At 70.1% G+C, this 23,783-nt stretch carries 19 protein-coding genes; 4 read left to right on the top strand and 15 right to left on the bottom strand.

Annotation, left to right across the window (positions count from 1 at the left end; all coding sequences use genetic code 11):
- The first annotated feature begins 257 nt into the window (after nucleotides 1-257).
- Nucleotides 258-641 carry an RNA polymerase-binding protein RbpA gene (locus ACFYL4_RS13950; protein ID WP_211717860.1) on the top strand — a complete coding sequence of 128 codons (384 nt, stop codon included), beginning with the start codon at nucleotides 258-260 and terminating at the stop codon, nucleotides 639-641.
- A gap of 89 nt (nucleotides 642-730) precedes the next feature.
- On the opposite strand, the gene ACFYL4_RS13945 is transcribed toward ACFYL4_RS13950, so the two are convergent.
- The 5 genes from ACFYL4_RS13945 to ACFYL4_RS13925 form a co-directional block, all read right to left on the bottom strand.
- Entirely contained in the window at nucleotides 731-1,534 is an 804-nt protein-coding gene (locus tag ACFYL4_RS13945) for an HAD-IIA family hydrolase (RefSeq protein ID WP_387518604.1), read from the bottom strand.
- A 70-nt stretch (nucleotides 1,535-1,604) separates the two neighbouring features.
- Nucleotides 1,605-2,405: an SCO1664 family protein gene (locus tag ACFYL4_RS13940; RefSeq protein WP_387518603.1), complete on the bottom strand. Its 801-nt coding sequence runs from the start codon at nucleotides 2,403-2,405 to the stop codon at nucleotides 1,605-1,607.
- A gap of 7 nt (nucleotides 2,406-2,412) precedes the next feature.
- Nucleotides 2,413-2,997: a DUF3090 domain-containing protein gene (locus ACFYL4_RS13935; protein ID WP_387518602.1), complete on the bottom strand. Its 585-nt coding sequence runs from the start codon at nucleotides 2,995-2,997 to the stop codon at nucleotides 2,413-2,415.
- A gap of 163 nt (nucleotides 2,998-3,160) precedes the next feature.
- Complete coding sequence (locus ACFYL4_RS13930) at nucleotides 3,161-3,946, bottom strand: MSMEG_4193 family putative phosphomutase (RefSeq protein ID WP_387518600.1); 786 nt, start codon at nucleotides 3,944-3,946, stop codon at nucleotides 3,161-3,163.
- 113 nt (nucleotides 3,947-4,059) lie between these two features.
- Nucleotides 4,060-4,899 carry an undecaprenyl-diphosphate phosphatase gene (locus ACFYL4_RS13925; RefSeq protein ID WP_357768660.1) on the bottom strand — a complete coding sequence of 280 codons (840 nt, stop codon included), beginning with the start codon at nucleotides 4,897-4,899 and terminating at the stop codon, nucleotides 4,060-4,062.
- A gap of 182 nt (nucleotides 4,900-5,081) precedes the next feature.
- Here ACFYL4_RS13925 and ACFYL4_RS13920 point away from each other — a divergent pair, with 182 nt between their 5' ends.
- Entirely contained in the window at nucleotides 5,082-6,035 is a 954-nt protein-coding gene (locus ACFYL4_RS13920; RefSeq protein WP_357768662.1) for an aldo/keto reductase, read from the top strand.
- Between the two features lie 64 nt (nucleotides 6,036-6,099).
- Here the strand turns inward: ACFYL4_RS13920 and ACFYL4_RS13915 are convergent, their stop codons facing one another.
- Nucleotides 6,100-8,364, bottom strand: a complete 2,265-nt coding sequence (locus ACFYL4_RS13915; protein WP_387518599.1) for an LLM class flavin-dependent oxidoreductase — start codon at nucleotides 8,362-8,364, stop codon at nucleotides 6,100-6,102.
- Nucleotides 8,365-8,458: 94 nt separating this feature from the next.
- Here ACFYL4_RS13915 and ACFYL4_RS13910 point away from each other — a divergent pair, with 94 nt between their 5' ends.
- Nucleotides 8,459-8,977: a MarR family winged helix-turn-helix transcriptional regulator gene (locus ACFYL4_RS13910; RefSeq protein ID WP_387518597.1), complete on the top strand. Its 519-nt coding sequence runs from the start codon at nucleotides 8,459-8,461 to the stop codon at nucleotides 8,975-8,977.
- A gap of 129 nt (nucleotides 8,978-9,106) precedes the next feature.
- Complete coding sequence (locus ACFYL4_RS13905; RefSeq protein WP_387518595.1) at nucleotides 9,107-11,242, top strand: helix-hairpin-helix domain-containing protein; 2,136 nt, start codon at nucleotides 9,107-9,109, stop codon at nucleotides 11,240-11,242.
- 460 nt (nucleotides 11,243-11,702) lie between these two features.
- Here the strand turns inward: ACFYL4_RS13905 and ACFYL4_RS13900 are convergent, their stop codons facing one another.
- From ACFYL4_RS13900 to ACFYL4_RS13860, 9 genes are all read right to left on the bottom strand, one after another.
- Nucleotides 11,703-15,134, bottom strand: a complete 3,432-nt coding sequence (locus ACFYL4_RS13900) for a phosphodiester glycosidase family protein (protein WP_387518594.1) — start codon at nucleotides 15,132-15,134, stop codon at nucleotides 11,703-11,705.
- 1,015 nt (nucleotides 15,135-16,149) lie between these two features.
- Nucleotides 16,150-16,500: a hypothetical protein gene (locus ACFYL4_RS13895; protein WP_387518593.1), complete on the bottom strand. Its 351-nt coding sequence runs from the start codon at nucleotides 16,498-16,500 to the stop codon at nucleotides 16,150-16,152.
- A 403-nt stretch (nucleotides 16,501-16,903) separates the two neighbouring features.
- On the bottom strand, nucleotides 16,904-17,458 hold the full coding sequence (locus tag ACFYL4_RS13890; protein WP_387518592.1) for a pentapeptide repeat-containing protein: 555 nt from the start codon (nucleotides 17,456-17,458) through the stop codon (nucleotides 16,904-16,906).
- A gap of 9 nt (nucleotides 17,459-17,467) precedes the next feature.
- Complete coding sequence (gene amcA / locus ACFYL4_RS13885; RefSeq protein ID WP_387518591.1) at nucleotides 17,468-17,632, bottom strand: multiple cyclophane-containing RiPP AmcA; 165 nt, start codon at nucleotides 17,630-17,632, stop codon at nucleotides 17,468-17,470.
- A gap of 3 nt (nucleotides 17,633-17,635) precedes the next feature.
- Entirely contained in the window at nucleotides 17,636-18,736 is a 1,101-nt protein-coding gene (amcB, locus tag ACFYL4_RS13880; RefSeq protein WP_387518590.1) for a cyclophane-forming radical SAM peptide maturase AmcB, read from the bottom strand.
- Nucleotides 18,737-19,078: 342 nt separating this feature from the next.
- Nucleotides 19,079-19,615: an ATP-binding protein gene (locus ACFYL4_RS13875; RefSeq protein ID WP_387518589.1), complete on the bottom strand. Its 537-nt coding sequence runs from the start codon at nucleotides 19,613-19,615 to the stop codon at nucleotides 19,079-19,081.
- Nucleotides 19,616-19,859: 244 nt separating this feature from the next.
- Nucleotides 19,860-21,071, bottom strand: coding sequence for a helix-turn-helix domain-containing protein (locus ACFYL4_RS13870; protein WP_387518588.1), 1,212 nt, complete (start codon nucleotides 21,069-21,071; stop codon nucleotides 19,860-19,862).
- A 14-nt stretch (nucleotides 21,072-21,085) separates the two neighbouring features.
- Nucleotides 21,086-21,592 carry a flavoprotein gene (locus ACFYL4_RS13865; protein WP_387518587.1) on the bottom strand — a complete coding sequence of 169 codons (507 nt, stop codon included), beginning with the start codon at nucleotides 21,590-21,592 and terminating at the stop codon, nucleotides 21,086-21,088.
- Nucleotides 21,593-21,727: 135 nt separating this feature from the next.
- Complete coding sequence (locus ACFYL4_RS13860) at nucleotides 21,728-23,692, bottom strand: NACHT domain-containing protein (protein WP_387518631.1); 1,965 nt, start codon at nucleotides 23,690-23,692, stop codon at nucleotides 21,728-21,730.
- Nucleotides 23,693-23,783 lie beyond the last annotated feature (91 nt).

Genomic DNA, 23,783 nt, shown 5'->3' with positions numbered 1-23,783 from the left:
CGGGTTTGGCTGTCCGAGCGAAGTCGGCGCAGCGAGAGGCAGCCTGGTGGTCGCGAGCCCGGAATGATCCGCGGAACACGCCCTAGGGTGGTGCAGGTCATCACCGCGGGCGGGGCTCGGTGTGACGGGTCCTCCGTGGCGCGGACGGGGTCCCGCGCCCGCCGGGGAGGTTCGACCTCAGGTCAGTGGGGAATCTTGACGTGGACCGACGCGTTACACCCCGCGAGACCGCACGAGCGCCTGGAGGCACCCACACGATGGCCGAGCGAGCACTTCGCGGCACACGGCTCGGGGCGACGAGCTACGAGAACGACCGCAACACCGACCTGGCTCCCCGGCAGGAAGTCACCTACGACTGTACCCGGGGTCACCGCTTCGCGGTAACCTTCGCGACCGAGGCCGAGATCCCCGCGGAATGGGAATGCCGTTTCTGCGGCGACCGCGCGCTGCGCCGTGACGGCGGCGGCGAGGAACCCAAGAACACCAAGCCGGTCCGCACCCACTGGGACATGCTGCTGGAGCGCCGCAGCATGGAGGACCTGGAGGAGGTCCTCGCCGAGCGGCTGGAACTGCTCCGCGCCCGTCGCCGCGAGGAGGCGGCGAAGGTCGAGGAGATCGCCAAGCAGCGGCAGAGCGCCTGACCCCTGGGACGGCCGCGACGGCCTGCCCCACGACGGATACGGGGGCGGTGGACACGGTCCACCGCCCCCGTCGTCGTGTCCACAGGGTGTCAGGCGGGGGTGTCGAAGGGGCTCTGGGTGTGGCCCACGAGTTCCTCGACCGAGCCGATCACCCGGGTGGGCCGGTAGGGGAAGTGGTCGGCGGTGTCCCGGTCGGAGATGCCGGACAGGACCAGGACGGTCTGTAGACCCGCTTCCAGACCGCTGAGCACGTCGGTGTCCATGCGGTCGCCGACCATGAGGGTGTTCTCGGAGTGGGCGCCGATGCGGCGCAGCGCCGACCGCATCATGAGGGGGTTGGGCTTGCCCACGAAGTAGGGGCGGCGCCCCGTCGCCTTCTCGATCAGGGCGGCGACGGCGCCGGTCGCGGGCAGCGGGCCCTCCGCGCTGGGCCCGGTCTCGTCCGGGTTGGTGGCGATGAACCGGGCGCCGTTGCGCACGAGGCGGATCGCCCGTGTGATGGCCTCGAAACTGTAGGTGCGGGTCTCTCCCAGGACCACGTAGTCCGGGTCGCGCTCGGTCATCACGTAGCCCACGTTGTGCAGGGCGGTGGTCAGGCCCGACTCACCGACCACGTAGGCGGACCCGCCGGGGCGCTGGGTCTGGAGGAACTGCGCGGTGGCCAGCGCGGAGGTCCAGATGGACTCCTCGGGGATGTCCAGCCCCGTGTTGAGCAGTCGTGCCCGCAGGTCGCGCGGGGTGTAGATGGAGTTGTTCGTCAACACCATGAACGGGGTCCCCTGCTGTCGCAGCTCCGCGATGAGCGTGTCCGCGCCGGGGACCAGGTGTTCCTCGCGCACGAGGACGCCGTCCATGTCGAAAAGGTAGTTCCACTCGTTGCTCACGTGCCCCATTGTGCAGGTACGAACCGCTACGGCGCCATTCCCGTTGTCCGGTTTCCGCGTGTTGGGGTGTTGAGACTGCTCACACCGGAGGCCAGGGGACCGAGGGCCAGTCGGGTGCGGGGTAGGGGTGGATGCCGTGGTGGATGAGCAGGTCCACCCGTTCCCGGACCGCGTACACCTCGGGTCCGGTCAGGTGCGCGGAGAGCAGCGCGCCGAGCGGGTCGCTGGCGTCGCGCAGCCGGGTGCGCAGCGTGGCCAGGGAGATCAGCGCCTCGTCGGTGAGGGGCTGCCCCTGCCACTGCCACAGGACCGTGCGCAGCTTGTAGTCCTCGGCGAAGGACACCCCGTGGTCGCAGCCGTACAGGTGCCCCTCGGGGGTGGGCAGCAGGTGGCCGATCTTGCGGTCGGAGTTGTTGATCACGGCGTCCAGGACGGCCATCCTGCGCAGCCCCGGGTGGTCGGTCTCCCGGGAGAGGGCGACGAGGTCGACGGTGGTGTCGCCGTGCACCCACAACTGGACCATGCCCTCGCCGTAGGGGCCGTCGCGGTGGACGGTGGGCGGTACCACGGACCAGCCGAGCGCCTCGGAGACGGCGTGCGCGGACACCTCGCGGCCGGCGAGCGTGCCGTCCGGGAAGTCCCACAGGGGCCGCTCCCCCGCGACCGGCTTGTACACGCACGCGGCCGACACCCCGCCGTCGGAGACCGTGCAGTACAGGGTGGCGTTCGAGGCCGCGGTCAGGCGCCCCTCCACGGTGATCTCGCCCCGGCGCAGCAGGTCGAGCCCCTCGGACGGGGAGAGCCCTCCGAAGGCCGTCGTGGTCACCTCGGGCGGGGGGACGGCCGCGGTCGGAGCCGCCCCGGTGGTGTCGTCGTCCACGGCCGCCTCAGACGAGACGGTCCGGACGGTAGCCGTTCTGCCGCGCGCAGATGTGGCCGTTGGGGTCGAGCGGTCGTCCGCACAGCGGGCAGTCCGGGCGCCCGGCGGAGACGACCTTGAGGGCACGGCCGGCGAAGGCGCGCGCCTCACCGGGGGTGAGGTAGACGCGCAGGACGTCACGGTGGGCGGGGGCCTCCTCGGCGAAGACCTCCAGCTCCTCCTCGTCGTCGTCCTCGACCAGTTCCTCGGTGGCGGTCTCGTCGATCTCCTGGGCCTCGATGATGACGCGGGCCGCCTCGGCGTCCCAGGCCAGGGCGAGGGTGCCCACCCGGAAGTCCTGCTCGATGGGCTGCTCCAGCGGACCGTCGTCCTCGGGCGGTGTCACGTCGTCCGGCGGTGCGCCAAAGCGTCGGTGCACCTCTTCCAGCAGCTCCTCGATGCGGGTGGCCAGGGCCTCCACCTGGGCCTTCTCCAGCACAACACTGGTGATGCGACCCTCACCGACGGCCTGGAGGAAGAAGGTGCGGTCCCCAGGCTGGCCCACGGTTCCGGCGACGAACCGTTCCGGCGGATTGAACTGAAAGACGGGCATGACTAGCACCCTAAGGGATGACGGTGACGCCGTGCGATACGGAGCGGCGCGCCTCGCGGCGGGTGTCCCGGACACGGCCGGGGCGGCCGCCGGCTCGGGGCGCGCCGGTCCCGGCCGATCCGGCGGTCCCGGGCGGTCAGGGCGATCAGGACGTCCCGGGCGGTCAGGCCGTCGCGGACGGTCGACCCGCTCCCCCGCCGACCGCGGCGTCGCCCCTGGTCTCCGACGCGGTGGGCAGGGCCGCGGCCAGGGGTTCGCCGGTGTCGTTCAGCTTGTTCAGGAAGGGCCGGGTGCGCGTGTAGGTGATGGAGCTGACCGAACACGGGTCCACGCGCAGGCGTTGGAACAGGTCGAGGTGCATGCCCAGGGCGTCGGCGACGATCGCCTTGATCACGTCTCCGTGGCCGCACACCACGTACACGGGCGGGGCGGCGCCGGGCGCGGCCCGTTCGAGCAGGCGCCCGTTCCAGTCGCGGACGGCGTCCACGGCGCGCGAGGAGGTCGTGGCCAGCGCCTCCCCTCCCGGGAACCGCGCGGCGCTGGGGTGGTCCTGGACGACCCGCCACAGGGGTTCGGCGGCGAGCTCGGTGAGGGAACGGCCGGTCCAGCTGCCGTAGTCGCACTCGACGAACCGCTCGTCGGTGGTGACGGGCACGCCCAGCCGTTCGGCGACGGCCTCGGCGGTCTCCTGGCAGCGTTCGAGCGGGCTGGAGACGAGCGCGGCCGGGGCCAGCCCCTCCAACCGGGCGGCCAACCGGGCGGCCTGGGCCCGACCCGCGTCGTTGAGGTGGACCCCGGGCGCGCGCCCGGCCAGGCGCGGTCCGGTGGCGTCGGTCAGGCCGTGCCTGACGAGCAGGAGGGTGATCGCCTCCGGTGCGGACGTCGCACCGCTGGAGGGGTTCCCGGGTGCGGCGGAGGTGTCGGCTGGGGTGTCAGCAGGTGTGGCCATGGCACCAGGGTAGGTCGGCACGGCCCCCGGGGCGGGCCGCCGTGACCGGCGGTCCGCCCCGGGGGTGTGCGCGTGCGGGGTGCGTCCGGCGGGTGTCGCCGGGTTCGGGGCCGCTATCCGACTCCGGCACCACCCTGCGGGGAGAGGACACCGGTGGTGACCAGCACGAGGATGAGCACGCCCAGCGCGATGCGGTAGTACACGAACGGCATGAAGCTGTGCGTGGAGATGAACTTCATCAGCCAGGCGATGACGACGTAGCCGATCACGAAGGCCACCAGGGTGCCCACGATGGTGGCTCCCCAGCCCGCGTACTCGTTGCCGCCGATGTCGAGCATCTTGTACAGGCCGGAGGCGAACACGGCGGGCATGGCCAGCAGGAACGCGAACTCGGCCGCGGCCGGTCGGGTGAACCCGAGCAGACGGCCACCGGTGATGGTGGCACCCGAGCGGGAGACGCCCGGGATGAGCGCGAGGGTCTGGAACAGGCCGAACGTCAGGCCCCGCCCAAGGGTGAGGTCCTCCAGTTCGTTCTGCTTGCGGGCGAAGTGGTCGACGGCGCCCAGGATGAGGCCGAAGACGATGAGGGTCAGGGCGATGAGGCGCAGGTCGCGGAAGACACCGTCGATCTGGTCCTCGAAGAGCAGACCCAGGACGCCGATGGGGATGGTCGCGAGGATGATGTACCAGCCCATGCGGGCGTTGACGTCGCCGCGCAGGTCCCGGTCGACCAGTGAGCGGCACCACACGGAGATGATCGCCCACACCCGCTTGCGGAAGTACACGACCACCGCGAGCTCGGTGCCGATCTGGCTGACGGCGGTGAAGGCCGCACCCGGGTCCGACCAGCCGAAGAAGGCGGCGAAGACGCGCAGGTGGGCGCTTGAGGATACGGGCAGGAACTCGGTGAGCCCTTGGATGAGGCCGAGAACGACCGCCTCGAAGATGGACACTCGGTACGGACTTTCGTGACGGGTCCGGGCCCCGGGGACTCGGACACGAACCAAATGGGTGACGACCCGGACGGCCCGCGTGGCGGGAGGACGCGCGTCGGCACTGTTCGGGACTGCGCCGACAGTACGCAGCGAAGGTGTACCCAGGGCCTACTTCCGATGAACACGGTACTCTCCGCCGCATGGAACAGCGACAGGTGGGCAGATCAGGGCTCTGGGTGTCTCGTACCGCCCTGGGCACGATGAGCTGGGGGAACGACACCTCCGAGGAGGAGGCGGGGCAGCAGCTCACCGCGTTCGTGAACGCGGGCGGCACGCTCGTGGACACGGCGGACATCTACACGGGCGGCCAGAGCGAGCGCATCCTGGGCCGGCTGCTGCGCGGGACGGTGCGCCGCGAGGACGTGGTGGTGGCCACCAAGAGCGGGCACACGCCGGAGGCCTACCGACCGGTGGACGGCTCCCGGCGCCACCTCCTGGCGTCGCTGGACGCGTCGCTGCGGCGTCTCCAGACGGACTACGTGGACCTGTGGCAGCTGCACGTGTTCGACCCGCACACGCCCCCTGAGGAGACCCTGTCCGCCATGGAGGCGGCGGTGGCCTCCGGCAAGGCGCGCTACGTGGGCACCGGAGACCTCAAGGCCTGGCAGTTCGCCACGCTGGCGACGTGGCAGCGCGCCCAGCCGGGGCGGGTGCCGCTGGTGAGCGCCGGCACCGAGTACTCACTGCTCAACCGCGGCGCCGACCACGCGCTGCGGCCGGCCGCCGCAGCCGCCGAGGCCCGGGTGATCGCGTGGTCGCCGCTGGGCCGGGGCGTGCTCAGTGCCAAGTACCGCAACGGCGTCCCGGCGGACTCCCGGGCGGCGTTCCCGCACATGGCGCCCTACGTGGAGCCCTACCTGGACGACCGCAGCCGCCGGGTGGTGGAGTCGGTGTGCACGGCCGCCGAGGGCCTGGGCGTGTCGCCGCTGGCGGTGGCGCTGAGCTGGGCCCGCGACCAGGAGGGCGTGGCGGCCGCCGTCGTGGGCCCGCGCACGCTGTCGCAACTGGAGGAGATCCTGTCCGTGGAGCACGTGCGGCTTCCCCCCAAGATCCGCGACGCCCTGGACGACGCCACGGCCGCGCCCGAGCGCTGAGGCCGGGCGCCGCCGACCGGGGAGGGCACCCGTCGGCGGCCCTCCCCGGCCCCCTCGTCGGGGGTCAGGACAGCGGCGGGATCGGGAAGTTCTGGTCGAAGACCTCGTGCGGGTCGTACACGGCCTTCAGCTCGCGCAGACGCCGCAGCGCTGGTTCGGGGAAGGCCTGGGCGAGCACCTCCGGGCCGGTGCGGGTGTCGAAGCTCAGGTAGAGCCCCCGCGCCGCGCCGCCCAGCTCCGCCCAGCGGCGGTCCAGCGGCTCGGCCCGGCGCCCCATCGCGGCCAAGGAGAACCCGGCCGAGCGGTGGGGGTAGGCGGTGGCGTCGGCGGCCACGTCGTTGACCGCCCCGCCCACCTGGCGCAGCTGCGCGAAGTAGGCGTCGCCGGTGGCGAGCGCCCGGGCCACCGCCCCGGCGGCCTCCTCGGTGACGTGCTCCAGGAGCGCCGAACGGGAGACCGGGGTCCCGGAGCCCTGGTGCGGCCCGGCGTGGCCCACCAGGACCGCCGGGTAGGGGGCGACCTGGGCTCGCTGGTCCAGGACCGGACCGACCTCGAGGAAGGGTTCCAGCGCCCGGACGGCGGCGTCGGTGTCGTCTCCCGCGTACACGACCATCGCCTGGGCGGCGGGGCCCTGCCCGCCCCGGCCGGTTCCGAGGGTGAGGAACGCGGTGACCTCGCGTGGGGCCGACCCGGCGATCTCGCCCCAGGCTCTCAGGAACGCGGCGGTGTCCGAGGCGTCGTAGGCGAACTGGCCGAGGACGACGTCCCGGACCGGGGCGGCCACGGCCTCCACGGCGGTGACCACACCGAAGTTGGCTCCGGCGCCGCGCACCGCCCAGAAGAGGTCGGGGTGGTGGTCGGCGTCCACCCGCAGGCGTTCCCCGGCCGCGGTGACCAGCTCGACGGCGGTGAGCCGGTCGATGGTCAATCCGTGGGCACGGGACATGTACCCGAGCCCGCCGGTGGTGGCGATCCCGCCGACGCCCACTCCCCCGTGGTCGCCGGAGCTGATCGCCAGGCCGTGCGGGTGCAGGGCGGCGCCGACCTCACCCCACCGCGCCCCGGCACCCAGCCGGACCAGACCCGAGCCGGGGTCCAGGACCTCGACCGCGTTCATGCGGCCCAGGTCGAGAACGACGCCTCCGTCGTTGGTGGAACGCCCGCTGATGCCGTGGCCGCCGCTGCGCGCGTTGAGCGGGGCGTCCTGCTTCAGGGCGTAGGCGAGGGCTTCGGCGACCTGCTCGGGTCCGGTGGGCCTGAGCACGAGCCCGGGGCGCCCCTGCTGCATGTACCCGTGCCGGACGCCGGTGTAGCCGCGGTCCCCGGGCTCGACCGCGCCGTCGCGCAGGGACGCCGGGACGGAGTCGTAGTCGATGCCGGAGCGGCGTGCGGCCAGGGCGGCGGAGGGGCGGGCGGGACCGGTCGGGGTCCCGGCTCCGGCGCGTTCGCGATCGACCGCCTCGCGTAGGGCGGGCGCCACCTCGGCTCCGAAGGTCTGGACGGTGCGGGGGTCGTCGGTGGGCAGGACGAACGTGGCGACACCGAGCTCCAGGGCCAGGGGCAGCAACTGTTCGACCCACTGTTCGGGCGGCCCCTGGAGGAATCCACCGCTGGTCGGGGTGAAGGCGGCACCGGTGAGGTTGAGCAGGCGGCGGACCTGCCGGGGGTCGCGGCCGTGCTCGCGGGCGGAGTCGTCGATGACCGCGTTGAGTCCGGCCAGGTCCCCGACCTCGACGTAGCCGAGACTGGGCAGCCAGCCGTCGGCCTTGGCCCCGACCAGGCGGAGCATGCGGGGCTTGTAGGCGCCCAGCCAGATCCCGATGTCGTGGGCGGGTTCGGGGCCGCGCTTCATGCCCTGGACGGCGTAGTGCTCGCCCTGGAGGCGCACCCCGCCCCGGACGTCGGTGTCCCAGGCGGCGCGGATGAGGTCGATGGCCTCCGAGAGGGCGTCGACGGACTGCCCCGGTGTGCGGAGGGGGCCGCCCATGGCGTGGATGGCGTCGCGGAAGCCCCCGGCGCCCAGGCCCAGTTCGAAGCGGCCCTTGGAGAGGCGGTCGAGGCTGGCGGCGGCGCGGGCGAGGACGGCGGGCGGACGCAGCGGCAGGTTGAGGACGTTGCCGGAGACGCGCAGGCGCTCGGTGCGGGCGGCGACCCAGCTGAGAAGGGTCCAGGTGTCGAGGAGGTCGGGGTTGTAGGGGTGGTCCTGGAAGGTGGCCAGGTCCAGTCCGGCGGCCTCGGTGAGCTCGGCGAGCCCGACGGCGCGGTCGGGGTCCTGGGCGGACGGCGTGAGGAAGGTGCCGAACTCCAGGGGGTGTCCGTAGTCGGGCATGGGGCCTGGCCTCCTGCATGGAAAATGTTTGTGTGTCAAACGATACTCAGCACAACTTATCTGCCGTGACACCTATTCCTGCTACGCTCGGACCATGACACCCACCACTCCGGAGCCGGGCGTCGGCGAGCACAACCTCGGCTGGTCCCTGGCCGTCCTGCTGCGCCGCTGGCACGAGCTCGTGGAGACGGTCCTGGCCGATCTCCCGCACGGCAGCCGCGGCTACCACGTGCTGGCCGCCGCCTCGCGGGGTGACGCCCCCACCCAGGCCGCGCTGGCCGAACGGCTGCTCATCGACCGCAGCGTGATGACCTACCTGATCGACGACCTCGAGGCCGCCGACCTGGTCCGGAGGCGGGCCGACCCGGGCGACCGCCGCGTGCGCAGGGTGTGCCCCACCGACCACGGCGTCGAGGTCCTGGCCCGCGCCGACGCGCTGGTCGAGCACGTGGAGGAACGGGTGCTCGACGGGTTGGACGAGGACCTGCGGGCCCAGTTCCGCGCGGTCGCGACGCGCGCCGCCACCGCCGTGCAGGAGGCCGCTCCCGACACCGACCCGTGCGCCGCCGTGCTCCGGGTCGTCGGGGAGGGCGAGGCGTCCACCGGGTCGTGACCGCACGAGACACCCCGGAACGTGACCCCGGTGCTGGACCGGAGGCGGCCTGTGGACGGCCGACACCGGTTGACGGCGCGAGTCGGTAGGCTCCCAGCGAGTCCACGAACCACCTGACGAGGGGAACCGGTGTCCGAGGCTGTCGAGAAGGTCCGAGCCGTCCTTGACCGGATGGGCGCCCCGCACGCCCTGGCACCGCGCCTGGCGTCCGTGCTGGGCCCCCAGCCCGCAGCCGAGCTGGACGCCAACCCCTGGCTGTTGCTGCGCCTGCCCCAGGTCACCGTCGACCAGGCCGACTACTGCGCCCGCAGGCACCTGGGCGACGCCGCGCGCCCCGACGACCCCCGGCGCCTGGGCGCCCTGGTCGGGCACACCCTGCGCACCGCCGCTCGGCGCGGACACACCGCGATCGAGGAGAAGCGGCTGGCCACGGTGGTCGGCCAGCTCGGTGTCGCCGACCCCCGCGCCGCGCTGGAGGCGGCGGTCGCCGCCGAGGAGGTCGCGCTGTTCGAGAGCGGCGACGAGGCCGACGACGACACCGACTTCGAGGAGGGCGGGGTCCCGGACCTGCCGGACCTGCCCGACCCCGAACGCCACTACGCGCCCTACGACGTCGGCCACGCCGAGGAGCGGCTCGGTGAACAGCTCCTGCGCCTGATCGGCGGCAGCGAACCGATCATGGACCCGATGACCGCCGCCGAGACCCTGGACGCCGCCACCTCCGACGGCGGTTTCGCGATCTCCGACACCACCCGGGAGGCGCTGCTCACCGCCACCCTGCGCCCGGTCACCGTGGTGCGCCACGGCCCCGGCGACCAGGCCGAGGCCGCCCGCACCCTGCTGTGCCTGGCGGCGATCGCCCGGGAGAGCCAGGTGGGCATCGCCGTGGTGGCGCCCACCGCGCAGACCGCCGCCGCCGTCAACGCCGACCTGGACCGGCTCCTGGGTGCCGACGACGCGGTGAGGGACGACGGAGAGCGCGGGCCCGGGGACGGTGACGGCGCCGGGGAGTCCGGCGCGAACGCCGGGGCTGGCGGAGTCGCCGGGGCTGGGGCGGCCGACAGGTCCGACGGGGCCCCGGAGACCGACGGGGCTGGAGCGACCAACGAGAGTGAGGGGGACGACTGGGCTGAAGGGTCCGAAGAAGCCGGGGAGACCGGCGGGCCCGGGGAGACCGGCGGGGTCGAAGGGCTCTCAGGGCTTCAGGAGTCCGGCGCGGGCGCCGGGGCCGGAGAGGCCCCGGGGCCTGAGGGAACCAGCACGACCGAGGTCACCCAGGGAGCCGCGGAGACTCGGGGCCCCGGAGGGACCACGGGGAACCAGGGGGCCACGGCGAACACCGGTGAGGCTCCCGTCCGCGCGGTGTCCCTGGCCGCACTGCTCTCCGGCGCACCGGCCACCGCCGGGATCGTGGTGCTGTGCGAGTCGATGTCGCTGGGCGTGGCCCGGATGGCCGACCTCGTGGCCCGCTGCGTGGACGACGCCCACCTGGTGCTGCTCGCCGACCCCGACCAGGCACCCTCCGCCTCCCCGGGCCGGGTGGTGGAGGACGTGGCCGCCTCGCGCACGGCGCACGTGGCGGTCCTCGCCGACGACGGCACCCCCTCCCCCGTGGCGGTGCTCGCCCGCGCGGTGTCCGAAGGTGAGTGGCCCGACGTGGCGGCGCCCGACCGCGAGGTGGTGCGCGTCCCGGCGTCCTCGGGTGAGGAGGCCGCCCACCGGGTGACCCAGCTGGTGACCGACTCCATCCCCCGCGCGCTGGGGATCGACGCCGACCAGGTCCAGGTGGTGACCTGCCGAGAGGACGGCCCGGCCGGAGCCCGTGCGCTCAACACCGCCTGCAAGGAACGCCTCAACCCCGGCCCCGGAGCACACGGCGGATTCGACGTGGGCGACCGCGTGGTGCTCGTCGCCGAGGGCCCGGGCTACGGTCCCGGCGACACCGGGTACCTGCGCGCGATGGCCGAGGGCGCGGTCATCGAACTGACCGGCGGCACCCGGGTCACCGTCACCGACCCGTCCGCGCTGCGCCCCGGCTGGGCGGTGAGCGTGGCCGTCGCGCACGGGGGCCGCTGGCCCGCGGTGGTGGCGGTCTTCCCTCCCCAGGTGACGGTGTCCCGCCCGCAGGCGTACACGGCCCTGACCAGAGCCACCCGGCACGTGTCCGTGGTCGACGCCACCGGCGGCGCCCTGGAGACCGGCGTGCGCGAGACCCTCGCGCCGGACCGCAGCACCCGCCTGGCCCTCGTACTGCGCGCGGGCTGAGCCGGGCCCGCTCCCGCGCTCCCCGGGCGAGGGAAGGCAGGGCGTTTCGGCTCCCACCCGAACAGATCCGCTTCCTGCCCACCAGCGCCCCTCCTCGGACTACGGGCAGGGGAAGGCAGGACTGACCTGGGACAGCCCCCTCCTCGCTCCTTGGGCGAGGTAGTACCAGTGCCGGTCAGGGCCTCACCCCTCTACGGGTCGAAGGATGAGGGAGCGCTGGCCCGGTTCGTCCCCGCTCTCCGAGTGAGGACAAGGGGGAGCTGGCCGGGGCCCTACCGCCCCCGGAGCAAGAGCGAGGTGCCTGGCCCGGACCCTCCCGCTCGATGAGGGGAGCCGAACACGGATCGGTGGCCCGCCCGTCCTCCGATCGCAGAAGGGGGCCCGACCGTGTGTCCCACGGTCGGGCCCCGTCCCCGGTCGCCCCAGGCCTCTGGGCCCCAGGTAGCTGGGCGTCAGGGCGTCAGGGCGTCAGTTCGACGGTGACCTCCTCGGTCACGCCGTTGACGGTGACGTCGAGCTCCACCGTGCCCTCCGCGAGCGCGGTGAACCAGCCCGTCCTGGGGTCGAACGCGGCGACGTGGTCCTCACCCGCGTCGTCCGCGCGACCCACGTGCACACCCGCCGAGCCGGACCAGTCCGCACTCACCGGGTAGGCGACCGGCACGTCCGTGCCGTCGTTGTCCACCGTGGCCGCGACCCGCACCCGTTCGCCGACGGTGACCGACTCGGGTGCGTCCACCTCCAGGCCGTCCACGTGCGGGCGCAGCTCGGTCACCACCCAGTCCTGCCCGGGGTCGCCGCCGGTGTCCACGCCCCACAGCGACCAGCCGGTGAACCCGCCGTCCGAGGGACCGGCGGAGGGGTTCTTGCCGACGTTGCCGCTGATCACGTAGGGCACGCCGTCCACCCGGCCCGCGTGGAACAGGCCCGCGTGCGCGCCGATGAACGCGGCGCCCTTGCCGGTCTCCGCCTGGAAGCCGGCCAGCCAGGCCTCGACCGTGGCCGCCTCCTTGCGGTCCGAAAGCTCGCTCGCCTTGGTGGGCAAGGGGTCGCGGAAGGGCACATGCTGCGCCACCACGACCGACGTCACCGCGGGGTCGTCCGCCGCCGCGTCCAGCTGCTCGCGCAGCATCCGCAGCTGCGACCAGTCGCTGGCCAGGTACGAGAAGCGGGCCGTGTCCAGGAGGACGAACCGGGTGCCGTGGTGGTCCACCACCCGCTGGGTGTCCCCGAACTCCTCCCTGAAGTTGTCGAGCGTGCCCCCGGACACCTCGTGATTGCCCGGAACGTAGTAGTAGGGCAGCTCGCCCTCCAGTTCCTCGTCGAGGATGCGCCGCGCCAACGCGAGATCCTCCGGGGCGGCCTCGTCCACGAAGTCGCCGTTGATGATCAGGAACTCGGCGTCGCTGGCGCGGATCTCCCGGAGCGCGCGGCGGGTGTAGGCGACGATCTCGCTGTCGGGGTCACGGGCCACGAACTGGGCGTCGGAGATCACGGCGAACCGCCAGTCCCGGGCCGCGACAGCCGCGCCGGGGGCCACCACCGGGTCGACGACCGGCGCGGCGGGAGGTACGTCGACCGACGGCGGCACCAGGGCGGTGATCTCGTCGATGACCACCTCACCCTGGTAGCTCGCTCCGGGTTCGGTCTCGGCGAAGTACACGCGGCGCAGCGAGAGCGGGTACTGGGTGCCCGGAGGCACGGTGAAGACCAGCTGCTGCCAGCCTGGCTCGTTCAGGTAGCCGGAGCGCAGCGCGGGCAGGAGCTGGCCCGCGCCGTCCCAGACCTGGAGGCTGGCCCACTCGCCGTTGCCCTCGGCGTGGACCCAGGCGCGCAGCTCCTGTGGCTGGCCGGGGATCTCCCGGGTGCGGCCGGGAGGCAGGGCTCCGCCCGTACGGGTCCCGGTCGAGGCGGTGAAGTCGTAGGTCAGCCGCACGCCCCGCCCGTCACGGCCCTCGGCCGCGGTGACGTCGCCGTCCGCGCGCTCACCGAAGTAGCTCCACTCGTCGGCGTCCTCGAAGTCGGCGACCACGACCTCCTCCAAGCCGACCGTGACCGCCATGGTCGTCTCGACGTCGCCGACCCGGACCGTGGCCAGGGTGGAACCGCTGTCGGTGGCGGCCCGGACCTCGAACCGCCCGTCCTCGGTCACCGAGACGCGTGCGACGCTCTCGTCGACGGTCAGCTCGACGTCCTCCGGCTCGATCGGGGCCGCGAACCCGTCCGCGTCGTAGCCGGTCACCTGGACCACGGCGGACGCCTCGGAGTCGGCGAGACCGACCCTGCCGGGGGTCGTCTCGATCCGGGCCAGCTCGCCCAGCACGGTCAGCTCGATCTCGCCTCGGGCCCGCAGCTTGCTCGCGGTGACGGCGGCGGTTCCCGGCGCGTGCGCGGTGAACACGCCATCGCGGTCGGCCACCCCGACCCGGCCGTTGTCGGAGCGCCAGTTCGGCACCGCGTCGGCCGGTCCGTACGTCTCGTCGTACCCGGCCGCCGTGAGGGTCCGGGTCAGACCGGGGAAGACCCGGTCCGGGCGGCTGGGCCGGGTGTATCCGGAGGCGCCCGCACGTTCGGGGGCGATCCGGGTCTCCACCCAGAAGCCGTCGATCTGGCCGCTTCCCTCAGGGGCGAACAGGCCGAGCCCGTTGGGGACGTGGCGCTCGGCTCCGTCCGAGGGCCGGTTCTCCACCCGCACCTCCTCGGCGCCGGGGGTGCGGGCCACCATCGTGGCCGATCCGCCGCCGTCCAGGTTGAGCGCGGTGTGCGCACCCGCCTCGACCATCATCGCGCCCAGCTCGTCCAGGCCGACCCCCGCGGCGAACGACGGCTGACGCCCGTCGACGCTGAGGAGGAACATCTGGGAACCGTCCTCGGAGAACCCGACCGCCATGCGCGGGGCGCCGGGGTTGTTGTCGCTCTCCCTGCCGGGCCGTACCTGGCCGTCGACGACGAGCATCTGCCGGCCGTTCAGGGCGGCGTGGATCTCCTGGTCATCGCTGGATCGGGCCTCGTAGTCGATACCGACCGGGTCGCCCACCTCCAGGTCCGCGAGGGCCCGGGCGCCCGCCTCCCTACCGACGAGGACGAACGAGTCGTCGGGAATGTCGCCCTCGCGGGGCTCCTCCACGACCTCGGTGACGACCCCGTCGGTGACGACGACCTCCAGGGCGTCGTCCGTACCCTCGACCGCGCGGCAGCGGCAGTGGGAGCCCCACAGCGGGGTGAACGCGGCGATCTCGCCGGGGCCCAGAGTCGGCTTGTTGACCGCGTCCAGGGAGGGGGTGTCGCCGCTGGGCAGCTCGACGGTGCCCTCGAAGAACACCTCGCCGATCGCGCCGAGCCCGTCGGGGGTGACGACCACGGAGGACTCACGGTAGTCGTCGGTCATCGGCGACTGGACGAGTTCACCGCCGTGCACACCCACGCCCAGGGGCGCGCCGGAGCCGTTGATGTCGAAGAAGTCGCCGTTGACCGCGGCGACCGCGCCCTCCCGGTCGGCCTGTGTGCTCAGGGGCTCCCGGTCGGTGACCCGGCCGGGGAAGAGGTAGTCGACGCTGACCCCGGCGGTGAGGTCCGTGGTCAGCAGGTCGGCCTGGAGCCAGGACGGCGTGCCGGTGTACCCGTCCGGGCCGTAGGCGTCGAACGAGGTCAGGGTGGTGCCGGGGGCGACCGGGCGCTCGGACTCGAACGTCTCCATCCGGGGTTCGGGGGTGTCGGCCCTCGCGACGGAGCCGTTCGGCGGGATCTCGACGGTCTCGCTGAACCCGGTGTGTTCCCGGGGGTCGTCGCGGGTGTCGGCGGCGGCCGCGACGGGTGTGAGGGTGAGGACCAGGACGGAACCCGCGGCAGCGAAGGCGCTGGCACGTGAGCGGGTCGACCACCGGCGTTTCATGGACAGCCTCCGGGCGGCGGGGGGATCGAGGAAGCCCTGCGCGTCAACTTCCTACCATTCGTCCCCTCCGATGTGTAGGAGGTGAACGCATGCCGTTCCCCCGGGCCCCTTCCGGGAGTGGTGGGCCATTCAGGGCCCTGACCTGGACGGACGGATGGCCTTCACTCCCCCGGAGGCGGTTCCGCCCAACGCGGATTTCACCCCGCGCCATCCCGTTCTTCATCAGGAGTACTGCCGGTGGCGGCCCGATCCCCGGGTTCGCGGACGTTACCTCCGCGACGTGACCATCCGATCCGCGTTCGGCAGGGCACGGGGCGGCGCATCCCCGTACCAGGCGTATTCGAGGGCGGACAAACCACCCGATTCGGCCCACAGGAGGATCTCCCCATGGAGTTCACCGTCGTCGTCCAGCACCACGCACGTCACCGGCACGATAGCGCCTCCCGGCGGTTCATACCGGGGATTGACGACTACCATCCTGGAGATGCCTACTCCTGAAGAAATCGACGCAGCCCGTACTCCCGCTGGCGGTTGGACCCGAGACCAATTGGCAGCATGGGGAGTTCCTTGGCCTCCCCCGAAGGGGTGGCGCAAACGACTAGAAGCAGGACTGCCGATCGAGAACGGCGCGCGGGTCGGAAGTACCGAACTTCCCGAAACTCTTTTCTGAAGTTCGCCACCAGGGAACTGACGCGGGATGGAACGACACGAAGTGCCACGGGACGCCAGCCGGGCGCAGGACTTCTCACCCTAGTTCAGACGGGGTACGCGAGGATCTCCGAGGAGGTCCTCGCCGTGTTTGAGGGCTATGTGTTCTCCTGCGCTCCCCAGTCGCAGCATCACCCGACGGCAACCTCACAGATGATCACTAAGACGCATGCCTGGTCTCATTGAGCAACCGGACGGCTAGTAGCAATGATCGGCCTCCGAGATCCCGACCCGAACACCGATCAGCGAAGGGGCCGCCCGAGGGGCCTGGGCAAGACCCCCCTATTTCTGGTGGGGGTGATCGCCGCTACAACGGGATTTCCGCGATTGTGAGATCCAAATCGCGGATCATGACCACGCTCAACTGTCGCAGCTGGATCTCGGTCACCTTCGCGCCGTGCTGCGAGGCCAGCCCGGACAGGTTCGACAGGTCGCTTCCGATGATCTCGGTCCTTGAAGAAGCAGTCCCGCCCAGACCAGGTCCACGACCTTGGGCCGGACGCCACGCCGGCAGTGGTTGACGCGCCTCGGTCACGGGTCGAGTGCTCTGCCCGGTCGGGCTGCAGAACACGGCGGCGAGCACCGCCCCCAGTACCCAACGCAGGTGCTCGCCCCAACCCTGTCGGCGCTTGCGGTGCCGCCCGCTATGCTTTTCCACGATCTCCTCCTGCTGATTCCAGGTGGGGATTCAGCCCCGGCGCGGTGTTGGTAGCACCGTGTCGGGGCGCCTCCACTTCTTCGTTCTCCATCAAGGTGTGGCCTGGTTGGGTGTCAATGGCCCCGGGGGCGTACGCCATCCGAAACTGCGCTTCCCACCCACACCACACAAAGGGCACAAAAGCCCCTAAAGCCCGCAAGGAATGCGCTGTTCGTGCGGGGCTGGTTGATGTTCGCTTGGGCGAGCGAGGCTCTTCAAGTCCGTTCTGCGGAAAAGCGTCACGGACCTGGGCGAAGGCACACCCGTAAGGCCAGTCAGGGAATGCCCGCTGGGTGTAAACGCCGAGGGGCCTCGCCCGGTTTATTTGGGTGAAGCCCCTCGTTTCTTGCTGGTGCTGCCGCGCCTACAGCGGGATTTCCGCGATCGTGAGGTCCAAATCGCGGATCATGACCTCGCTGAGCTGTCGGAGCTGGATCTCGGTCACCTTCGCGCCGTGGAGCGAGGCCAGCCCGGACAGGTTGGACAGGTCGCTGCCGCGCAGGTCGGCGCCGGACATCTTGGTGTTCTTGATGTCCGCGGCGAAGGTGCAGTCGTCGAAGACCGCATCGCGCAGGTCGCTTCCGATGATCTCGGCTTCCTTGAAGGAGCAGCCGACGAACGCCACATCACCGGTGACCTTGACCTGCTCCCAGCTGGCGTAGTCGAACTGGCAGCCTTCGAAGAGCACGTCAGTCATCGAAACGCGCGCCAGTGACACTCCCATCAGCCGTGAGCCGGTGAACCGGCACCGGTTCAGGATGGTGTCGACCAGGCGGTGTGAGGTCAGGTCGAGGGAGGTGAAGTGGATGTTGGCGACCTTCTCCTGCTCCAGCGGATTGGGGTAGGGCCAGGCGCGCACCGTCGGCTCGTCGTCGCTGGGCAGGAGCACTTTCGCGCCCCGGATCTCGGCGGTCTGCACAGGCTTCCCCTACTTCTTCCAGTTGTCCCACGTCGAACGGTTGTCCCAGGGGCCTCCACCGACGTTGTCCCAGGTGTCGCGGTTGTCGAACAACCCCACGGGGGTGGTCGGTTGGAGCCGGTCGATCAGGTCGGCGGCCCGCTCGGATGCTTCCAGTCCGGCCAGAGTCGTCATCGGTCACACTCCCATCTTCTCGCCCAGGGCGCGGACGAGTTCTTGTTTGGCGTTGCGGCAGTAGGTGGTTTCGGTGGTGGTGAAGCGGCCGGTTTCGAAGTACTTGTTGGAGGCCTGTCCGCCTTGGCAGAAGGTGAAGAACTCGCATGTTCGGCGGCATTGGCGCACGCCGTCCAGGTGTTCGCGGACGTAGGCGGCGTGTGGGGCTCGGGCGAGGATGGTGGGCAGTTGCTCACTCAGGACGTTGCCCAGGACGAAGTTGTCGTACTGGTCGTCCTTGACGCCGAGTAGTTCTGGGGAGAGCACGACCACGTCGCCGTTGGTCCCGATGGTGGGGATGGGGTCGATCAGTGCGGTTTCCCAGCGGTCTTTGCGCCCGGCTCTCACGTCGGCCAGGTAGCCCAGGAGTCGGTCGGCCTCGCGGGCGCGAAGGGTGCTGCCGTTGTCGATGCGGTCGAACATCGTGCGCCAGAAGCAGCGGACGTGGGCGGGGTCGACGTGCTGGCGGGTGTCGTTGGCGCCTTCGAGTTCTTCGATGTTGAAGCCGACGCTCTTGGCGCCCAGGCCTTCGAAGAAGTCGAGCAGGGTGTGGGGGTGAGTGATGGTCTGTGCAGTGACGACGCAGATGGCGGTGAAGTCGATCCCGTGGGCTCGGAGGTGGGAGATGCCGCGTTCCACGCGGGAGAAGGCGGGTCGGTTGGACCAATCCGCTCTGGACAGATTCGCCGCCGCGGGGCCGTCGATGCTCACTCCGACCCGGAAGTCGTATCTGGTGAAGAAGTCGCACCAGGCGTCATCGATGAGGGTGGCGTTGGTCTGCACGCAGTGGCGGATCCGGCCTTCTCGGAGCAGGGGCTCGAACGCTTCCACGAGGTCGCGGAAGTGGTCTCGGCGTGTGGTGAGGGGTTCGCCTCCGTGCCAGACCACGTCCACGACCTCGCTCGTGTTCTGTGTATCGATGCCGGCGGCGAGGGCTTGGGCGACCTCGATCGGCATCTCGGTGCGGGTCTTGCGTTCGTGGACCGGCAGGTAGCAGTAGGAGCAGTTGAGGTTGCACAGCGTGGTGGGTTGCAGGATCACCGAGTGGAAGTGAGGGGCTATCACGGCACCTTCTCGCGGGAGGAAGTCGAGAGTGGCCAGGGCAGGCCGGTGGGGCGCAGGTCAACGGCTATGGGGAGGCTGGGTGAGCCGCGCGGTCTCAAGGGTGTGCGTCGCGGCGTAGGTCCGGCGCGTTAGCCGATGGCCGACGTTGCGAACCTGCTGGCGCAGGCCTTCGAGCGTGGGATCGGACAAGATCAGAGGGGCACAACCTCCTCGGGCGAAGGCCCAGAAGCGCCGCGATCCCGGCCCCCACAGAACCACCCAGTCAGCTCCGAGGTGGTGCTCGAGGCGTTCGGCATCGGCGTAGAAACGCGTGTCGTCGGCGCGCGTCCAGGACATGAGGGATCAGATCCGTCTTGCTCGGCGGTCGATCTCGAACCACACGGTGGTGCGACCGTTCTCCTGGAGGGTGCCCCACCGGCTCGCCTCGGCGGCGACCAGGTGCAGGCCGAACCCTCCCTCGGTACACGCATCCAGCGGGCGTGGGCAGGGGAAGACGGGCTCGCCTTCCCGTGGCCCCTGGTCGGTAACCTTGACCTGGAATCGGTCGGGGAGTTTGAAAAGAGCCACCGTCACCTCGCCGCCAGGCTCTCCGCTGCGGGTATGGCGCAAGGCGTTCGTGAAGAGCTCATCGGCCAACAGCACCAACGCCTCTGTCGCTGAACCGAGGGCACCAGCCCGGGAGCGGATGCGTCGTCGCATCACCGCGGCCTGCTCCGGTTCTCCAGGCAGGTTGACCGCTGCCGCCTGCTGCGGTTGGGCGGTGTTGGTGGCGATCGGGGTGTTCGCGCGCGGATCGCTCGTGCGCCGAGGAAGCCGTTGCACGGACTGGGCCTTGTGGGCGCGAAACCGGTCCACGTCCACCTCGATCACCTGTGCCACGCCGCCACCTCCTGCAGACCGAACAGGGGGCATGCGACAGGCCGACCGAGCCGATGGTCAGCCCCGCCCTGTTGAAGAGGGTGTTGGCCGAGGTGTCGCTGCTGAGGAATCGAGGCGGGAAGTGGTGATCGCCCGGCGGGTCGGGAGCAGTGGGAGAGTGACATGCGGTGACCGTAAGACGCGGACAGCGCACGATTCCACAGCCGCAGGAGGGTAAAAGACCCGCAGGAATTTGCGGGTTGGCTCAGGCCACCCCGGCCCTGCTGGCCAGAGGGCGCAGTTCCGGTGTTGAACGCCGGTGCTCCCTGCGCAGCAGTTCGGTCAGCACCCCGGCTGTTCCGGGGTGGTAGCGGATGAGTTCGGGGGCGAGCCGTTCGGCGTCCAGCAGGGTGTGGACCGCTGCGGCGTCCTGGCGGCGCTGGGTGTAGGCGCGGGCCAGGTCCAAACAGACCTGGGCCCGCCGACCAACCAGACCCGCAGGCAGCGTACCCACCTCCAGGTCCTCCCCCGCTTCCACAGCGGCGCGGGCGTCACCGATCGCGACGGCAGTGCTGATGGTGTGGATGGCCACGTTTGTCGGACCGAAAGCGGTCCCGTACAGGTTGTGGTCACCGCCCAAACGGACCGCAGCACGGCGGGCCTGGCCTAGGAAGCGCGGTACCGCCGCACGGTCGAACTCCGCAGCGGCGGCTGTGGCGGCGGCGAGGTGGAGTCCGCCGTAGACGCTCAGCTCTTCGGGGGTTCCGGGGCGCATGCGGCGCTCCAGCGCTGAGGCCGCGCCCATCGCCAGCTCCGCCGCTTCAGCGGGCCGCCCGCGCGAGATGAACACGTACGCCAGTCGGTAGGCGCCCACTGCGGTCAGCAGCGTTTGGTCGGCCCACTCGGCGGCGGACATGGCGCGGTCGGCGGCCTGCCAGGCCAGGTCCTTCTCCCCGACCCGGCGCAGTAGGGCGGCTGTGGTGTTGTAGACCATGGCTCGGGCTGAGCACACGGCGGGCCGGTCGCAGCCGGGGGTGTGGGCGGCGGCTTCGGCCTCGCGGATGAGCTGGGGCAGGCGGCGTCCGACCTCGTCGTAGCGGGCCGCTTGGTAGGCGGCGTAGGTCTGGTGCGCCTGAACCGAGAGCGAGGCGGGGTCGATGCGGGGTTCGCTGCCGGTCTCGGCGACGATGGTTTCCAGGGTGGAGTAGCGCATCATGGCCCGCTCGATCGCGCGGGCGGCGTCGTAGCGCATGTCGGTGACCGCCTCGGTTTCGGTTCCGGTCAGCTCGGTCAGGTCCAGGCGCAGGACGCGGGCCAGGCGGGTGAGGATTTCGTGGGAGTCCACCGACAAGATGCCGCGTTCGACCTGGGAGAGCCAGGACTCGGAGCGTCCCACGAGTCCGGCGAGCACGCTCTGGGAGTAGCCGTGCTGTCGTCGGGCACGTTTGATCGTCTGGCCTCGAGTGGCGGGGTCCACGCTGTGCCTTTCGGTCAGAGGCGGTTGACGGTGTCGATGACCTGCTGCCAGGAGGGCAGACGGTTCTCGTAGGGGGCGTCGGGGTCGTGCAGGACGGTGACCGGCTCCATCGAGCGCAGGGTCTCCAAGGATCGGGCAAAGGCCGGGTGGGTGGCGAGCTGGGGTTTGCAGTGCGGCACCACCACGGTCGGTACCCCGTATCCGACCATCTCGCACAGCAGGGCGATCGCGAAGTTGTCCGCCAGCCCCTGGGCGAACTTGTTCGTGGAGTTGAAGGTCAGCGGACAAGCCAACACCACATCGGCGGGAGGAAGGGGTTTGCCCTGCCCAGGCGTCCGGAACGCCACGCGGACCGGTTCGCCCGTCAGTTCTGCGAGCTGGTCTTGGTCGTGGAAGTCCGCGCCCGTCGGGGTGGACAGCACCGTCACGTGCCAGCCGTGGCCGTGGAGGGCCTGGACAAGTTCGGTCACCCCTTCCGGCGCGGGGGCTCCGGACAACACCAGATACAGGCTTCTCGGCATGAGCCAGAGTCTAGAGGCGCACCACACGGAGGAGACGTCGCTTCTCGATCCTCGGGTGAGAGGTGGTGGCGAGTGACCGGAGGCGATCCCGGTAGACACCGCGGCTTTCCCCGCACCCACCACCAAGATCGTGAGCTACACCCCTTGATCCAGCGTCTGGGGAATAGAGCCAGAGGTGGGAGCCGACCGACTGGGCCTTGCTTGCTCCCGATAGGTCTGTGCAAGGTAGTCCTGTAACCGGGCATGGCGAAACTGGTAAATCGGGCCGACAGTGCGCAAGAGGCCGACGCGATGCGCATCGTCGAGGAAGGCCATGAGGCGTCGGGGTAGCCGCCGTTTCCAGGCGAGATAGTACGTGGCAACGACGTAGGACGGCCAGGCTGAGTGGTCATTCCGGCTAAGCACGAGCCTTGTCCCAAATATGTGCGCGAAAAAAAATCCCACAGTCACACCCCACCATGGACCAGCGAATAATCCAAATAGCACACCTCCCCCAAATCCGAACACCATACCCCACACCACCCCGCGCACGAGGTTGAGGGATCGATCTTCCCGCCAGGAGGAAACTGGAGAATTAACCTTTCCCTCGAGAGAGGAGTTCTGTATCCAATCAAATATTCCACCCACAAAACCGAGCGTAGGAACTATGCAAAAAACAGCAAAAAGGCCGCCAAAAATGCCCACTATAATACCAGCACCAGCGCCTCCCTCTTGCAATGCCACGAACCCCAGCAGAGAACCGTAAAGCAGGAAAGCCACGACACCGGAACGAACCATGCTACGCATAAGGTGTCGGACCAAGCCTCGGAGCCGACCAGTGAGCTCGAGGTTCGCGTACCCTGGACCCTTGGCTGACCACAGTAGGTACTCCTTGCGGTCCACCGTGTTCAGTAGAGCGTTCGCAGAGCCAAGAATAAATCCGCCAAATAGACCCCCCATGAGAGCACTGCGCAACCCGGAGTGGATTCCCCCAACAAAAGCGAAAAAAATCATCCCGAACAAGAATCCGGATAGTCCAAGCAGCCCTCCTAAAAAAATCCGGAAAGATACCCGTTCCCGCCACGTCCGACCCCCAGGAAAGACACGGGGACCCAACTCCCACCAGGCCAGGTTCCGTGTGGCCGAAAGCTCCCCCTTAGCTGAGGTGCGACTGAGCATGTGGGCGAGATATGCTAGTCGATCACGGACTTTCCCTGAGTCGTACCCCTCGCGATCCATAAATGGCAGATCTAGGCTGCCATTTTCATTTTTCTGTTCCCCGTACGTTTTGATCACAGCTTCGATGATCCAGTCAAGCAGAGCTGCTTCGAGTACCTCTCTAGTAGGAAAGCGTTCACTGCCAAGGAGCGGGGCGGGGTCTGCCCCGCTGTCGAGATAAACGGAGCGGACTAGCCATAGACCTAGAGGGGTGGCGGTGATTAAGCGGAGTGAAGAACGAAGCTCGCGCGAAACACGCGGGCTTCGGAGATGAGCCAGGACCGCTTCCCACTTCTGCTGCTGATGACGCGTGCGCAGGCATTTCTCCAGGTACTTAGCAGCGTCATCCGGGTGCAGCTCTCTAGGCATCACGACAGCGGTCGAGGCAAGAACATCACCAGCCTCAGCCACCGATGCAGCGAACTCGCTATAACGACTTGCCAAGATTAGCGGACCATCTCCCAAGGACCTGTTCAGGGCTGAAACCACTGCTGAACGTGACCCCTCTGGAAGTTCGTCAAGCCCGTCGAGCACCGGTAGAAGTGCACCGCGTGTGGCCAGATGGTGAGCAGTTTTCTTTCCTAGAGCGGAAGCCCGAAGGAAGGGAATGTCTTGGTCCAGTCGGTGGGTTAGCCAGGAAGCCAGGGTGGGATGCTCATCGGTGTCCCATCCAGCCATGGACACCAGCACAGGCACCGGCCCTTCCTTTTCCCTAGTCCAGTCTACTAACAGGCGCAATAAGAGCTGCATTGCCAGAGTGGTTTTACCACTCCCCGGCCCACCCAGGATAGCGAGGCGCTGACGGGGTAGAGCCCGGAACCGATCAGCCAGGGCATCGATGTTGTCACTGGTTCCCTCGAAGGAGGTCTCTCCTATCCCCAAGACATTAGTAGTCCGATCCATGAGTTCCTGGCGTCCGGTGAGTTGCCAGCGCACTGGCATCGGGACTGGATCGTGCAGAAGGCGAATTTTAGCCTCACGCTCCCACTGCTGC

Origin of the sequence: Nocardiopsis sp. NPDC006938 (assembly GCF_042869555.1) — a bacterium.
Lineage (GTDB): Bacteria > Actinomycetota > Actinomycetes > Streptosporangiales > Streptosporangiaceae > Nocardiopsis.
The sequence above is the reverse complement of the archived record's forward strand: the minus strand, read 5'-3'. Positions and strand labels throughout refer to the sequence as shown.

What these genes read in the sequence shown, in the direction of transcription:
- ACFYL4_RS13900 (WP_387518594.1), bottom strand. Translation starts at nt 15,134, where the DNA reads ATGAAACGCCGGTGGTCGACCCGCTCACGTGCCAGCGCCTTCGCTGCC.
- amcA (WP_387518591.1), bottom strand. Translation starts at nt 17,632, where the DNA reads ATGACGACTCTGGCCGGACTGGAAGCATCCGAGCGGGCCGCCGACCTG.
- ACFYL4_RS13950 (WP_211717860.1), top strand. Translation starts at nt 258, where the DNA reads ATGGCCGAGCGAGCACTTCGCGGCACACGGCTCGGGGCGACGAGCTAC.
- ACFYL4_RS13935 (WP_387518602.1), bottom strand. Translation starts at nt 2,997, where the DNA reads ATGCCCGTCTTTCAGTTCAATCCGCCGGAACGGTTCGTCGCCGGAACC.
- ACFYL4_RS13865 (WP_387518587.1), bottom strand. Translation starts at nt 21,592, where the DNA reads ATGCCGAGAAGCCTGTATCTGGTGTTGTCCGGAGCCCCCGCGCCGGAA.
- ACFYL4_RS13920 (WP_357768662.1), top strand. Translation starts at nt 5,082, where the DNA reads ATGGAACAGCGACAGGTGGGCAGATCAGGGCTCTGGGTGTCTCGTACC.
- ACFYL4_RS13860 (WP_387518631.1), bottom strand. Translation starts at nt 23,692, where the DNA reads ATGGATCGGACTACTAATGTCTTGGGGATAGGAGAGACCTCCTTCGAG.
- ACFYL4_RS13945 (WP_387518604.1), bottom strand. Translation starts at nt 1,534, where the DNA reads ATGGGGCACGTGAGCAACGAGTGGAACTACCTTTTCGACATGGACGGC.
- ACFYL4_RS13915 (WP_387518599.1), bottom strand. Translation starts at nt 8,364, where the DNA reads ATGCCCGACTACGGACACCCCCTGGAGTTCGGCACCTTCCTCACGCCG.
- ACFYL4_RS13910 (WP_387518597.1), top strand. Translation starts at nt 8,459, where the DNA reads ATGACACCCACCACTCCGGAGCCGGGCGTCGGCGAGCACAACCTCGGC.
- ACFYL4_RS13930 (WP_387518600.1), bottom strand. Translation starts at nt 3,946, where the DNA reads ATGGCCACACCTGCTGACACCCCAGCCGACACCTCCGCCGCACCCGGG.